The sequence below is a fragment of the Cupriavidus pampae genome (assembly GCF_914271485.1).
Lineage (GTDB): Bacteria > Pseudomonadota > Gammaproteobacteria > Burkholderiales > Burkholderiaceae > Cupriavidus > Cupriavidus pampae.
On record NZ_CAJZAG010000001.1, the window covers coordinates 105465 to 120052 of the forward strand.

Genomic DNA, 14588 nt, shown 5'->3' on the forward strand with positions numbered 1-14588 from the left:
TTAGTGGCTACCGGGACGCGCGCCCATGGCGATCCACAGTGCGGTGAGCCCAAGCGCGAGCCCCATGATTCGGTTGAACCATGCGACACGATTGCCATGCGCGAGCCAGCGGCGCAGCGACGCGCCGAGCACGCCGTAGAAGCCGTTGCTGACGAAGCCGAGCGTGGCGAACACCGCGCTGACGAGCGCCGCGCGATGTAGTGTCGACGGCGCGCCGGCCATATAGGAAGCGGCGACCGCGAGCGAGAGCATCCACGCCTTGATATTGGCGTACTGCAGCGCCGCCGATTGCCATACGGTCATCGGCCGCAGCACCTGCTTTTCCGAGAGCGTGGTGCTGCGCGCGATGCGTGCCGCGAGCCAGAGCAGATAGATCACGCCCGCCACATGGATCAGCGTGGCGAGCCACGGACTGGCGAGGATCAGCGCGCCCACGCCCGCCGCGCACAACGCGACGATGCTGGCGAAGCCGATCGACACGCCGAGGCTGTGCGGCAGCGTGGCGCGCATGCCGAAGTTCGCGCCGGTGACGGCGGCGATGGTGGTGTTCGGGCCGGGTGTGAACGTGCCCACCACCAGTAGCGTGACGAGCGCGAAAAACTGTTCGGTGGGCAACCCGGAGAGCCAGACGTTACTCATGCGAAATTCACCACCACGCGCCGGTTGGTGCGGCTCTTCTTCTCGATCTTGGTCACGACGATGGCCCCGATCTCACGCGTGTTGGCCACGTGGGTACCGCCACACGGCTGGCGATCGATGCCCGGGATCTCGATGATGCGGATGTGCTCGGTGCCGGCCGGCGGCGCGGCGCCGATGGTGCGCACGAGGTCCGGTTGCGCGGCCAATGCTTCGGGCGTAATGCGATCGATGCGGATGTCGGTCTGCGCATCGATCAGCGCATTGAGCCGCGTGGTCAGGTCCGCCTTGTCGAGTGTCGACTCGGGCAGATCGAAGTCGATGCGCGCCGAATCGGGCGAGATGCCACAGCCCGTTACCGGTACGGGAATCAGCGAGCCGAGCAGATGCAGGCAAGTATGCAGACGCATCAGGCGATGACGACGCGTCCAGTCGATGGCCACAGTGACGCGATCGCCCACCGCGGGGCGGGGCGACTCGGGGGCGAGCACATGCACGATGCGCGTGCGATCGTCGGCATAGACCGTATCGGCGATGGCGAGCTGGCTGCCGTCGGCAAGCGTCAGCGTGCCGGTATCGCCGGCCTGTCCGCCGCTGCGCGCGTAACACACGGTCTGGTCGAGTTCGATGCCGTCGTCGCTTGCCGCGATCACGGTGGCCTCGCACGAGGTGAGGTAGGCGTCGTCGTCGAAGCGCTTGCGGGTGGGGGCGGACATCCGGGGTCTCCGTTCTTCTGGGTGCTGGGGCTACTGCAACGTTTTCACGCCGCTCGGGGTTTCAATCTCGGCGCGCAGCAGGGGCACGCCGTCGCTCTGCTCGATCGCGATCAGATGCTCGGCGCCAATCCACGCGAGGCCCTGGCGCAGCAGTTCCGCGTGGGGATGGCTGCCATGCAGGCGGCGCAATGCAAGGTCCTGCCTTGGCAGGCTCTGGCCGGGGTAGTTCGAGACATCCCACTGGATCAGCGTGGGAAACAGGCCCTCGCCCGCGCTCGCGGCTTCGCCACGCCACGCGGGTAGCGCGCCGTCGTCGGGCACGGTCAGGCGCCAGTGCAGATCGCCGCGTGACATCGGAATCGGGGGTGCCAGGCGGTCGGGATACTGCGCCTGCCAGCGCGACAGGTCGGCGGGGCGCTCCACGCGCGCGGCCCAGTGCAGCAGGAACGGGCCGTCGCGCAGGCGCTGTTGGACCAGATCGCTATCGAGGCCGAACCAGCGCGCGCGCTCGGCGGTCCCGTCCGGGTCGATCGCAATCACTTCGAGGTAGATGCCGCCATACATGCCAAGCACGCGGTTGTGCGTGCCCATGCGTGCGTGGGCACCACCGCCGGTCGGGGCGATGCCGAGCGTGGCGGCAACATAGTCCACGCCGGTATCGAGGTCCGGCGCGGCAATCACGAGGTGGTCCAGGGCGAGTGTCATCGTGGGTTGATGGTAGACAAGGTTCTCGGTACAGTACCGGTACAGTTCTGCGGATCGTATTCTGTACAGTTGCGGGAGCACCACATGGAAAGCATCCAGGACGGCGCCGAGCGTGCCGGCCAAGACCGCAAGCATAGTGATAAAGGCGGCGGAAAAGCTAGCGCGGGCGCTGGCGAGGCGGGAAATGAACCGGCCATCGAGAACAAAGGCGGCGAAGGTGTCGGCCCCAGGGCGGGCGGCCGCTCGCTGCGGCTGGTCATGCCCGGCGCGGGCAATGCCGGTGGCCATGCCAACACCGAGCGCATGCCGGACCCGGTGCCATCGGCGCAGATGACGCTGGTCGAGCAGTTGACCGAATGGGCCCGGCTGCGTATCGACGAGCGTGTGTTCCGCGCGGGCATGCGCATGCCGTCGATCCGCCAGCTGGCGCAGGAGAAGGGCATCTCGCGCTTCACCGTGGTAGAGGCGTACGAGCGGCTGGTGGCGCTGGGATACCTCGAATCGCGCCGCGGCTCGGGGTTCTACGTGCGCGAGCGCGCCGGCCAGCACGCGGCGGGCATCGCCGCCACGCCGCCGCTCTCGCCGTCCGCGCGCGCGATCGATGTGACCTGGCTGCTGCGCAGCATGTTTCATTCGGCGGAGCCACATAAGGCGCCGGGCTGGGGCTTTCTGCCCAACGACTGGCTCGATGGCGAACTGGTCGGCAGTGCGCTGCGCGGGCTGGGCCGGCAGCCCGGCAATCATTTCCTCGCCAGTGGCACGCCGCAGGGTTTCCTGCCGCTGCGCCAGCAGTTGCGGACGCGGCTCGAAGAGCTAGAGATCGGCGTTACGCCCGAGCAGATCGTCATGACCTCGGGCATTACGCAGGCGTTCGACCTGATCGCGCGGCAATTCCTGCATCCCGGCGATGCCGTGCTGGTGGGCGACCCCGCCTGGTTCGTGATGTTCGCGCGCTTTGCCGCGCAGGGCGCGCAGGTGATGGGCGTGCCGTACACCGCCGACGGGCCGGATCTGGAGGCGCTCGAGCGTATCGTGCAGGCGCACCGGCCCAAGCTGTTCGTCGTCAATTCCGTCCTGCACAATCCGACCGGCACCTCGCTGTCGGCCGCACGCGCGTTCCGGCTGCTGCAACTGGCCGAGCAGTACGACTTCCTGATCGTCGAGGACGACATCTACTGCGACCTGTGCCCGCCGGGACACGCGGCGACGCGGCTGGCCAGTCTCGATCAGCTGCGCCGTGTGATCTACCTTGGCAGCTTCTCGAAGACGCTCGCGGCCAATCTGCGGGTCGGCTTTATCGCGGCCAGCCCGGATCTGGCCGTGACGCTGACCGACAGCAAGCTGCTGACCGGCATGGCCACGCCCGAGATCAACGAGCGCGTGCTGTACAAGGTGCTGACCGAAGGCCATTACCGCAAGCACGTGGAGCGCGTGCGCATGCGGCTGGACCGCGCGCGCGACGATACGCGGCGCGCGCTCGAGGATCTGGGTCTGCGCATGTTCCCGGGCCAGTCGGCGGGCATGTATCTGTGGGCCGACACCGGGCGCGACACCAATGCCATCGCCACGGCAGGGCACGAGGAGGGCTATCTGTTCGCGCCAGGCAGCCTGTTTTCGCCCTCGCAGATGCCATCGGCCTGGATGCGCTTCAACGTGGCCAGCAGTACGGATCCGGGCATGCTGCGGTTTCTGGCTGGGCAGCTCGAACGCTGAGGTTGACTGAGGTTGAATTCTATCGGGGTTGAAATCCATACTTGGCAGCCCCATTTTTGCGCACATCGACCCTCGCCGCATCAACGCATTGACGGCAGGGGCACTGATTTGACTATTGTTTCGTTTTCAAGAGGAGAACCATGACCGCGCCGCATGAGACGATGAGCTTCCAGGCGGAAGTGAAGCAGTTGCTGCACCTGATGATCCACTCGCTGTATAGCAACAAGGAAATCTTCCTGCGCGAGCTGGTATCCAACGCCTCCGACGCCACCGACAAGCTGCGCTTCGAGGCCATCGCCAATCCGTCGTTACTGGAAAACGACGCCGATCTGGCCATCCGCATCGAGGCTGACGCCGCCACGCGCACGCTGCGCATCACCGACAACGGTATCGGCATGAGCCGCGACGAGGCGATTCGCAACCTCGGCACGATTGCACGTTCAGGCACCAAGGAATTCTTCCAGCAGCTCTCGGGTGATCAGCAGAAAGACGCGGCGCTGATCGGTCAGTTCGGCGTGGGCTTCTATTCGGCGTTTATCGTCGCCGACAAGGTCACCGTGGAAACGCGCCGCGCGGGCCTGACCGCCGACGAGGCCGTGCGCTGGGAAAGCACCGGCGACGGCGAGTTTACGATCGACGCGATCTCGCGCGCCGAGCGCGGCTCCACCATCACGCTGCATCTGCGCGAGGGCGAGGACGATTTCCTGTCGTCCTACCGTCTGCGCCACATCATCCAGAAGTACTCGGACCATATCTCGCTGCCGATTCGCATGCCCAAGGAAGAGTGGGATGCGGAGTCGAGCACGCACAAGGTCACGGGCGAGTGGGAGAGCGTGAACCAGGCCAGCGCGCTGTGGACGCGCAACAAGAGCGATATCACGGACGAGCAGTACCAGACGTTCTATCAGCACCTCTCGCACGACAATCAGGCGCCGCTCGCGTGGACGCACAATCGTGTGGAAGGCCGCAGCGAATATACGCAGCTGCTGTATATCCCTGCTCGTGCGCCGTTCGATCTGTTCGATCGCAATCACAAGGCCGGGCTCAAGCTGTATGTGAAGCGCGTGTTCATCATGGACGATGCGGACCAGCTGCTGCCGGCGTACCTGCGCTTCGTCAAGGGCGTGGTGGACTCGGCGGACCTGCCGCTGAACGTGTCGCGTGAACTGCTGCAGGAGTCCCGCGATGTGAAGGCGATTCGCGAAGGCTGCACCAAGCGCGTGTTGTCGATGCTCGAGACGCTGGCCGACAGCGAAGACGAAGCCGAACGCGCCAAATACACGACGTTCTGGGAGCAGTTCGGCCAGGTGCTGAAGGAAGGCACGGGCGAGGACACCGGCAATGGCGAGCGCATTGCCAAGCTGCTGCGCTTTGCATCGACGCATGCCGACACCGCCGAGCAATCGGTGGCGCTGGCCGCGTACGTGGGCCGTATGAAGGAAGGCCAGGACAAGATTTACTACGTCACGGCCGACACGTATGCCGCGGCGAAGTCGAGCCCGCACCTCGAGGTGTTCCGCAAGAAGGGTATCGAAGTCCTGTTGCTGACCGAACGCGTCGACGAGTGGATGCTGTCGTACCTGCAAGAGTTCGATGGCAAGGAGCTGGTGTCGGTGGCGCGCGGCGACCTCGACCTCGGTACGCTGGCCGATGCGGAAGAGAAGGCCGAGCAGGAGAAGGCCGAGACCGAGTGGAAGGAAGTGGTCGATCGTGCGAAGACCGTGCTCGAAGGCAAGGCCAAGGATGTACGCGTGACGCTGCGTCTGACCGAGTCCGCTTCGTGCCTGGTGTCCGATGACGGCGACATGAGCGGCTATCTGCAGCGCCTGCTCAAGCAAGCCGGCCAGAAGGCCCCGGACGCGCAACCGATCCTCGAACTGAACCCGGAACATGCGCTGGTGAAGAAGCTGCGCGATATTCCGGACGGCGAAGCGTTTGGCGATCGCGTGCGCGTGCTGTTCGATCAGGCGTTGCTGGCGGAAGGCGGCATGCTGGACGATCCGGCCGCGTACGTGCAGCGCGTGAATCGTCTGCTGGCCTGAGATAGATGATCGGCGCCGGGGTGAAAGCACCGTGACTACCAAACGCTGCTTTCCCCCGGTGGTGGACGCCAACACGCGCGTCCTGATACTCGGCAGCCTGCCGGGCGAAATCTCACTCGCGCAGAGCCAGTATTATGCGCACAAGCAGAACCAGTTCTGGCGCCTGGTCGGCGAGGTCATCGGGCAGGACCTCGTCGCCATGCCCTACGAGCAGCGCTTGCAAACGCTTCTGGCGCACAATGTCGGCTTATGGGACGTTGTCGCCGAAGCCAGACGCGAAGGCAGCCTCGACAGCAATATCCGCGACCATGCGGGGAATGACCTGATGGGGTTGATCGACTCGCTGCCCAAGTTGCAGATGATTGCGTTCAATGGTGGTACGGCCGAGCGTCTTGGTTTGAGGGCTCTCGGTCGGTACGGTGGCAACCATCGCATCCTCAGGCTTCCTTCCAGTAGTCCTGCCCATACCATGCCGTATGCGGAAAAACTGCATGCTTGGCGGGAACTCGCGTTTTTTTGAGTACGTTTTTTTGGAATTCCCCGATGGAAATCAAGGTCAACTTTCTCGATAAGCTTCGTCTTGAAGCCAAATTCGATGATTTCACGGTAGTGGCCGATCAGCCTATCCGTTATAAGGGCGATGGCTCTGCACCGGGGCCGTTCGACTATTTTCTGGCCTCATCGGCATTGTGTGCGGCTTACTTTGTCAAATTGTATTGCGCCACTCGCAATATTCCGACCGAGAACATCCGTCTGTCGCAGAATAATATTGTTGATCCGGAAAACCGATATCAACAAATATTCAAGATTCAGGTCGAATTGCCGGCAGATATTTCTGCCAAAGATCGGCAGGGAATTTTGCGTTCCATCGATCGTTGCACGGTAAAGAAAGTAGTGCAGGCTGGCCCCGAGTTTGTGATCGAAGAGGTCGAGAACCTGGATGCCGATGCCCAGGCATTGCTGACGTTGAAGCCGGCGGCTGACGCCAGCACCTATATCGCGGGCAAGGATTTGCCGTTGGAGCAAACGATCGCCAATATGTCGGCCATCTTGGCCGGCTTGGGGATGAAGATTGAAATTGCTTCGTGGCGTAATATCGTTCCCAATGTCTGGTCGCTGCATATCCGTGACGCCCACTCGCCAATGTGTTTTACCAATGGCAAGGGCGCGACCAAGGAAAGCGCGTTGGCGTCGGCGTTGGGAGAGTTCATCGAGCGGCTGAACTGCAACCATTTCTATGCCGGTACCTATTGGGGCGAAGAGCTCGCTAATGCGGATTTTGTACACTATCCGAACGAGCGCTGGTTCAAGCCTGGGCGCAAAGATGCGCTACCGGCCGAGATCCTCGATGATTACACCCGGTCTATCTACAACCCCGATGGCGAGTTGCGTGGCTCGCACCTGTACGAGACAAACTCGGGGAATGTGAGTCGCGGTATCTGTTCGCTCCCGTTTGTACGGCAGTCGGACGGGGAGGTGGTGTATTTCCCCTCCAATTTGATCGAAAACCTCTATGCCAGCAATGGCATGAGTGCCGGCAATACGCTGGCCGAAGCGCAAGTGCAATGTCTGTCGGAAATTTTCGAGCGGGCGGTAAAGCGCGAAATTCTGGAGGGCGAGATGGCACTGCCTGATGTGCCTCAGGAAGTGCTGGCAAAATATCCGGGGATTCTGGCTGGCATTCAGGTGCTGGAGGAGCAAGGCTTTCCGATCCTGGTGAAGGATGCCTCACTGGGTGGAATGTATCCGGTGATGTGCGTGACCTTGATGAATCCCAAAACAGGGGGTGTCTTTGCTTCGTTCGGTGCGCACCCAAGCTTTGAGGTGGCGCTGGAGCGCAGTCTGACGGAATTGCTGCAAGGCCGCAGTTTTGAAGGCCTGAACGATCTGCCCCAGCCCACCTTTGTCAGTAACGCGGTGACTGAGCCCAACAATTTTGTTGAGCACTTCATCGATTCCAGCGGTGTCGTGTCGTGGCGCTTTTTCAGCGCCAAGGCAGATTTCGATTTCGTCGAGTGGGATTTCTCCGGTCAGGGCGAGAACTCCAATGCGGAGGAAGCCGCGACGTTGCTCGGCATTCTCGAAGGCATGGGTAAAGAGGTGTACACGGCGGTGTATGACCAGCTAGGCGCCACCGCTTGCCGAATTCTGGTTCCGGGCTATTCGGAAGTTTATCCGGTAGAAGATTTGATCTGGGATAACACCAACAAGGCCCTGTCGTTCCGCGCCGATATCCTGAACTTGCATCGCCTGGACGACGCGGCCCTGGAAGCCCTGCTTGAACGTCTGGACAACAGTGAGCTCGATGAATACTCCGATATCGCCACGCTGATCGGCATCGAGTTTGACGAGAATACAGATTGGGGGCAGCTGACAGTTCTGGAGTTGAAGCTGCTCATTCATCTCGCCTTGAAGCAGTTTGAGGCGGCGCAGGAACTGGTTGGCGCCTTCCTGCAGTACAACGACAACTCGGTCGAGCGCGGGCTGTTTTATCAGGCCATGAATGTGGTGCTGGAAGTGCTGCTGGATGACGACCTGGAACTGGATGACTACGTGGTCAACTTCCGTCGCATGTATGGCAATGCGCGGATGGACGCGGTGCTGGGTTCGGTGGACGGCAGCGTGCGTTTCTATGGCTTGACGCCAACCAGCATGAAGTTGGAGGGTCTCGACAGACACCAGCGCGTGCTCGACAGCTACAAGAAGCTGCATACGGCGCGGGCAAAAGCGGCGGCGACAGCCGGGTAGGGCTGCCCTACGAGCGACCTGACGGGGGTGAGCGCGCGGGTGTCACGTCAGGCTGGCACAATCGCGCTGCACCGCTCCGTCCCCGTTCGTTCGCCCCATCCGCTCGCCCCATTCCGAACACACTATGGCCACCTCCAGAAAATCGGTAAAAGCACCGCACCGCGCTTCGGCATCGGAACCCGTTGCCGATCGCGCCGCGTTGCAGGCAACGCTTGGCCGGATTCAGAGTCTGTTGCCCACGATGGGCGCTGTGGCGCAGCGCATCGGTGAGTTCGTGATCCGCCATCCCGGCGACGTCGTGCATATGTCCGTCAGCGAGGTGGCCGAGAAGACTGATTCCAGCGAAGGGAGCGTGGTTGGTTTCTGCAAGCTGCTCGGCGCCACCGGTTTCCAGCAGCTCAAGATCTCGCTGGCGCAGGAAATCGTGCATCCGGTGCAGTACATTCACGAGGACCTTTCCGAGGACGACAACGAGGACGTCGTCGTCAGCAAGATCTTCCACAGCAACATCCAGACGCTGAAGGATACGGAGTCCATCCTCGACGTGGCCGCGCTCAAGCAGGCGGTGAAATTGATCCGACGTGCCAAGCGCGTGGAGATCTACGGCATTGGCAGCTCGGCGGTCATCGCCGACGATGCGCACTACCGCATGCTGCGCATCGGGCTGCATGCGACCGCGGTGACCGACTCGCACGTGCAGGCGATCAGCGCCTCACTGACCGGGCCCGATGTGGCGGTGTTGACGATCTCCCATTCAGGCAGTACGCATGAAACCGTGCTGGCGACGCGACTCGCCAAGGAGGCTGGCGCGCGCACCGTGTGCATCACCAACTTCGGCAAGTCGCCGATTCAGGAATACGCGGACGTGATGCTGCACACCATGGCGCGCGAAACGCGTTTTCGCACCGAGGCCATGACCAGCCGGCTGGCGCAGCTGGCAATCATCGACACGCTGATCGCGTGCCTCGCGCTGAGCGACTACGAAACCTCGGTGGCGACCTTGCGCAGCACCTTCGACGTGTTGTCCACCAAGCGCTACTGACGCTTCAATCGCGCTCCTGCACGTCGTGCGGCAAGGTCCGCCGCACGGCGCAATCGCGTTCGAGCAAATGCGCGATATCGCAGGCATCGGCGTCCGGTGCGCTTCCCACTAGTAGATAAGGCATACCGAGGCGGCACGCGCCGAGCGCGTCGGTGGCGAGGTTGTCGCCGATCATGGTTACCTGATGCGGTGCCAGCGACAGTTGTCGCAAGCCGTGCAGGTACAGCTGCGATTCAGGCTTGCCGATGATCTGTGGCAAGGCGTGTGTATTGCACGCCAGCACGGCGCGCAGCAACGCCCCCGTTTCCGGCACTGGCACACCGCCCGGTCCGGGATGTGTGAGGTCGCCATTGCTGACCACCAGCTTCGCGCCGCGATGAAGTTCCTCGCTGATACGGCTCAGAGTCTTGTAGCCAAAGCCGATATCGCGCGCTAGCAGCACGACCTGCGCGTCGTGATCGACCAGCCGGACGCCACATCCGGCGGCATAGTCCAGCAGCGCCGCCGAGGCGCACATCAACACGCGCATCCCCAGATAGCGGGAGACGATATGGTCCACGGCCAAGACGCCCGCGAGAATGATCTCCTGCGGCTCCACGGGCAGATCCATCGCCTGTAGTCGGCGCGCCAGCGTCTGCGGCGTATCGGTCGAGTTGTTGGAGACGATCACGTAGCGCGACTTCCACTGCCGTAGCAACGTCTGTGCACCGGGGACGATCTCGCTGCCGCGTATCAGCGTGCCATCGAGATCGAGCATCAGGCCCTGGCTCGTGGCTTGCCAGCCGTGGGGGTTGGATGCGGGCGGTTCCGCGGCAAGCGCGGACCGGCTCATGGCGGTCTGAATGGAAGCGGTCATCGAACGGCGTGGCGGGGCCAGCGGCCCAATGTTGGTGCCCGAATCCTATCTGAGCTAACTTCAATTTGCAAACATGATTCAGTGAGAAATATTCATTCTCCTGTCATCGTTGCTCCCTACGCTCTCGTCTGTCAAAGCGGCAAGACCATCGCCGCGCTCTGAACCCTATTCAGGAGTCCTCATGAAACAGCACCTCTTGCAGGCGCGTGGCCTCGTCACGTCTGTCGTATTGAGTATCGCGCTGGCCGCCTGTGGTGGCGGTGGCGAAGACAGCAGCCAGCCCGCCGCGCCGCCAACCACACCGCAAGCGCCCGCACAGCCGCCGGCCGCCACGCCGCAGTTGCACTGCGCGCCGTGAACCCACAACCCTGACATCGCCTGGACCGCACCATGACTCGATCGAACCTACCCGACGACAGCTTCGGCTCGCCCGAACAACTCGCACGCCGCAAGTTCCTGCGCGTTGCCGCCCAGACCGCCGGCGCGGTCTCCGCCATGGCCATGCTGCCCGCTTCGATTCAGCGCGCACTGGCCGTGCCCGCTGCGGTCGACACCGGCACCATTCAGGATGTGAAGCACGTCGTGATCCTGATGCAGGAGAACCGCGCATTCGATCACTACTTCGGCACGATGCGTGGCGTTCGCGGCTACGGTGACCGCTTCCCGATTCCGCTCGCGAGCGGCAAGGCGGTGTTCAACGAGTCCGACGGCACCAAGGAAGTCCTGCCGTACCACCTCGACAAGAACATCATGAACGCGATGTTCGTCCCCGGCACGCCGCACAGCATGCCGGACGCACAGGCCGCATGGGGGCAGGGCAAGATGGGCCTGTGGCCGAAGTACAAGGGCGGTTCGTCGATGGGCTACTACCGTCGTGACGACATTCCGTTCCAGTACGCGCTGGCCGAAGCCTTCACGATCTGCGACGCGCATTTCTGCTCGGTGGCCACCGGTACCGATCCCAACCGCATCATGTTCTGGTCGGGCTCCAACTACGATCCGAACCTCGGTCGTCTGGGCATCAACTGCACCGACGCGAACTCCGAGCCCGTCAACCAACGCTGCTGGATCACGGGCGCACTGCCGACGCCGGGCTACACGTACGCCGGCTCGTCGTTCACGTGGGACACGCTGCCCGACGTCCTCGAAAAGGCCAGCGTGAGCTGGCGCATCTATCAGGACCCGAACAACAACTGGACCGGTGCGATGCACGGCGGCCTGGCGTTCAAGTCCTTCCGCGAATGCGCGCCCGGATCCCCGCTGTACGAAAAGGGCATGAAGAAATTCACGCTCGCGGATCTCGAGCAGGACGTGATGAACGACCAGCTCCCCGAGGTATCGTGGGTACTGCCCTGGCCGGCGGTGTCCGAGCATCCCGGCGGTGGCGGAAGCCCCGCGCAGGGCGCCAACTATATTTCGCAGGTGCTCGACGCACTGACGTCGAATCCCGAAGTGTGGAGCAAGACCGTGTTCTTTATCTCGTTCGATGAGAACGACGGCATGTTCGACCATCTGCCGCCGCCAGCCGTGCCGTCGTACAACGCGAGCGGCCAGCTGATGGGCAAGTCCACGGTAACGCTCGACGGCGAGTATTTTTCGGACCCGACGCGCAAGTACCTGAATGCGGCGGACACGATCAGCGGCACGCTGCGTCCGTGGGGCCTTGGTCCGCGTGTGCCGCTCTACGTGATTTCGCCGTGGAGTCGCGGCGGCTGGGTCAACTCGCAGGTGTTCGATCACACCTCGGTCGGCCAGTTTCTGGAGAAGCGCTTCGGCGTCGACGTCAAGGCGATTAGCCCGTGGCACCGCGCGGTCTGCGGCGACCTGACGACGGTGTTCGACTTCGTGAACCCGAACGACCCGTCGCTGCCGACACTCCCGGATATGAGTGGCTACGCTGCGCTCGAAGCCCAGCAGAAGACGTTGCCGACAGCGAACCCGCCGGCCACGCCGCAGAAGCTGTTTCAGGAGCCTGGCGTGCGGTATTCGCGTGCGTTGCCCTACGAGCTGCACACTAGCGCGCGCGTGGGTGCGGATGGCAACGTCACGTTGCTGTTCAGCAATACCGGCAAGGTGGGCGCGGTGTTCCACGTCTACGACAAGAAGCACCTCGACCTGATTCCGCGTCGCTACACCGTGGAGCCCGGCAAGATGCTGTCCGACGTATGGAAGGCATCGGCCGATGCGGGCGTCTATGACCTGTGGGTCTATAGCACCAACGGCTTTGTGCGCACGTTCGCGGGTAATACCACGGGTGGCCCATCGCTCGAAGTGCAGGTCTGCTACGAGCCCAGCGCCGGCAACCTGTATGTGAAGGTGTCGAATACCAGCGCGGTCGCCGTGGACGCGAACATCACCACCAATGCCTATCGCACCGACGGCCCGTGGCCGCTGAGCGTGCCGGCGGGCGGCGTGGCGCAGCAGGTGTGGTCGATCGAGCCGAATAGCAATTGGTACGACTTCACGGTGACCGCTACCAACTTCTCGCGCCGCTTCTCGGGGCGCATGGAAACGGGTGCGCACAGCGTGAGCGATCCGGCCATGGCGGCGCATCTCGTCTGAACGTCGGTTTCTTCCTGACCGGCGCGAACGGGTCGCGCCGGTCTCTCTCGTCGACTCCCTCGACCCCCTCGATCCTCGAGCAAGGTATGAAAAAAATATCCCTCGCAACCGCCTCCGGGCGCGCGTTGCTTACCGCGCTGCTGGCTGGCTTCGGCATGAGCGCGCAGGCCGGCACCGGCAATATGGCCACGGGCACCAACGCCGGCCTCAATGTTACCGGCAGCAACAATATCGCCAACGGCGCAGGCACCGGCAACAACGTCAGCACCAACTGGAACCTTGGCATCGGGGAAGGCGCGGGCTCCAACGTCAGCGGCAAGAACGCCAATCAGGCGATCGGTTATTACGCGGGTACCAACGTCAACGGTGGCTGGAATCAGTCGATCGGCCGCAGCGCCGGTGAGAACGTCACCGGTGACTACAACGATTCGATGGGTTTCTGGGCGGGCACCGACACCAAGGGCAGCAGCAACGCTGCGTTTGGCACGAACACTGGCCGCAATGTGACCGGCAGCAACAACTCCGCGTTTGGCGCGGAGGCGGGCCGCAATGTCACGGGCAACGGCAACCTCGCGCAAGGTATGAACTCGGGGCAGGGCGTGGTCGGTAACGCGAATCTTGCGCAGGGGCAGGACGCGGGGCAATCCGTCAGTGGCGACAACAACCTCTCGGCTGGCGCATATGCCGGTAGCGGGACCAAGGGCAACGCCAACACGGCGAGCGGCCTGGGTGCGGGTCGCTTTGTGGTCGGTGACAACAACGTTGCCACGGGTGTGGGCGCGGGCATCGGCGTGCAGGGCAATGACAATGTCTCGATCGGCTCCAACGCCGGCCGTGGCGTGGTGGCTGACAACAGTGTGTCTATCGGATCGAACTCGGCGGCGGCGACCCACAGCGTCGCAATGGGAACGGGCGCGACCGCGTCGGCCGCCAGCAGCGTTGCAATGGGCGCTGGCGCGTCGGCGGCGGCAGGCAACAGCGTGGCCATGGGCGCCGGCGCAACCGCAACGGCAGGCAACAGCGTCGCGCTGGGCGCAGGCGCAACCGCCACGCGCGGCGCGCAAACCGGTTATGCCGCCTACGGCATGGCCGCGCCGCAGAACTCGAGTGGCGAAGTCAACGTCGGCAACCGCCAGATCACGGGCATTGCCGCGGGCAGCGCCGACAGCGATGCCGTGAACGTGCAGCAGTTGCGTGAAGTCACCGGTCAGGTGGCCAATGTCGAGCAAGGCATGGCCAAGCTCAATACGAGCATCAACGCGCTAAGGGGCGAACTCCGCGCCGGCGTGGCCGCGGCCATGGCCACGGCAGCATTGCCGCAATCCTATGTACCGGGCCGCAGCATGGTCTCGATGGCCAGCGGCACGTGGGGCGGCGAATCGGGCTACGCACTGGGCATCTCGCACGCATCGGAGAGCGGCCGCTGGGTGGTCAAAGGCGCAGCAAACGGATCGTCGCGCGGGACATATGGTGCGGCGGTGGGGGCTGGGTATCAGTGGTAGGCGTCGCTAGGGGCGCGGGGCGATCGGGCGCATCGGGCACATCGGTGATTCGTTAGCTATCGCGAG

12 protein-coding genes are annotated in these 14588 nt (G+C 63.3%); 8 read left to right on the forward strand and 4 right to left on the reverse strand.

Translation table 11 applies throughout. From position 1 onward, the window contains the following. From LDO41_RS00545 to LDO41_RS00555, 3 genes are read right to left on the reverse strand one after another with little or no spacing between them, the layout of a single operon-like run. Entirely contained in the window at nt 1–639 is a 639-nt protein-coding gene (locus LDO41_RS00545) for a LysE family translocator (protein ID WP_223980506.1), read from the reverse strand. Next, nucleotides 636–1352: an alanyl-tRNA editing protein gene (locus LDO41_RS00550; protein WP_223980509.1), complete on the reverse strand. Its 717-nt coding sequence runs from the start codon at nt 1350–1352 to the stop codon at nt 636–638. Before LDO41_RS00550 ends, LDO41_RS00545 begins: the two co-directional genes overlap by 4 nt. A gap of 30 nt (nt 1353–1382) precedes the next feature. Then, nucleotides 1383–2057: a VOC family protein gene (locus tag LDO41_RS00555; RefSeq protein WP_223980525.1), complete on the reverse strand. Its 675-nt coding sequence runs from the start codon at nt 2055–2057 to the stop codon at nt 1383–1385. Between the two features lie 258 nt (nt 2058–2315). Between LDO41_RS00555 and LDO41_RS00560 the strand changes: the two genes are divergently transcribed. The 5 genes from LDO41_RS00560 to LDO41_RS00580 all read left to right on the forward strand — a co-directional run bounded on the left by LDO41_RS00560 (nt 2316) and on the right by LDO41_RS00580 (nt 9602). Beyond that, nucleotides 2316–3770 carry an aminotransferase-like domain-containing protein gene (locus LDO41_RS00560; RefSeq protein ID WP_223982301.1) on the forward strand — a complete coding sequence of 485 codons (1455 nt, stop codon included), beginning with the start codon at nt 2316–2318 and terminating at the stop codon, nt 3768–3770. A gap of 140 nt (nt 3771–3910) precedes the next feature. Then, nucleotides 3911–5812, forward strand: a complete 1902-nt coding sequence (htpG, locus tag LDO41_RS00565) for a molecular chaperone HtpG (protein ID WP_223980527.1) — start codon at nt 3911–3913, stop codon at nt 5810–5812. Nucleotides 5813–5843: 31 nt separating this feature from the next. Beyond that, complete coding sequence (locus LDO41_RS00570; protein WP_223980528.1) at nt 5844–6332, forward strand: DNA-deoxyinosine glycosylase; 489 nt, start codon at nt 5844–5846, stop codon at nt 6330–6332. Nucleotides 6333–6355: 23 nt separating this feature from the next. Next, nucleotides 6356–8560 (forward strand): OsmC domain/YcaO domain-containing protein, encoded by a 2205-nt coding sequence (locus LDO41_RS00575; RefSeq protein WP_223980531.1) that lies wholly within the window; start codon nt 6356–6358, stop codon nt 8558–8560. A gap of 124 nt (nt 8561–8684) precedes the next feature. Further along, entirely contained in the window at nt 8685–9602 is a 918-nt protein-coding gene (locus LDO41_RS00580) for a MurR/RpiR family transcriptional regulator (RefSeq protein ID WP_223980534.1), read from the forward strand. Nucleotides 9603–9606: 4 nt separating this feature from the next. On the opposite strand, the gene LDO41_RS00585 is transcribed toward LDO41_RS00580, so the two are convergent. Beyond that, complete coding sequence (locus LDO41_RS00585; protein ID WP_223980537.1) at nt 9607–10458, reverse strand: HAD-IIA family hydrolase; 852 nt, start codon at nt 10456–10458, stop codon at nt 9607–9609. Nucleotides 10459–10639: 181 nt separating this feature from the next. Between LDO41_RS00585 and LDO41_RS00590 the strand changes: the two genes are divergently transcribed. From LDO41_RS00590 to LDO41_RS00600, 3 genes are all read left to right on the forward strand, one after another. After that, the gene (locus LDO41_RS00590) at nt 10640–10816 is read left to right on the forward strand and encodes a hypothetical protein (protein ID WP_223980540.1); all 177 of its coding nucleotides are present in this window, start codon (nt 10640–10642) and stop codon (nt 10814–10816) included. A gap of 32 nt (nt 10817–10848) precedes the next feature. Continuing rightward, entirely contained in the window at nt 10849–13020 is a 2172-nt protein-coding gene (locus tag LDO41_RS00595; RefSeq protein ID WP_223980542.1) for a phosphocholine-specific phospholipase C, read from the forward strand. 86 nt (nt 13021–13106) lie between these two features. Then, nucleotides 13107–14522 carry a YadA family autotransporter adhesin gene (locus tag LDO41_RS00600; protein WP_223980545.1) on the forward strand — a complete coding sequence of 472 codons (1416 nt, stop codon included), beginning with the start codon at nt 13107–13109 and terminating at the stop codon, nt 14520–14522. Nucleotides 14523–14588 lie beyond the last annotated feature (66 nt).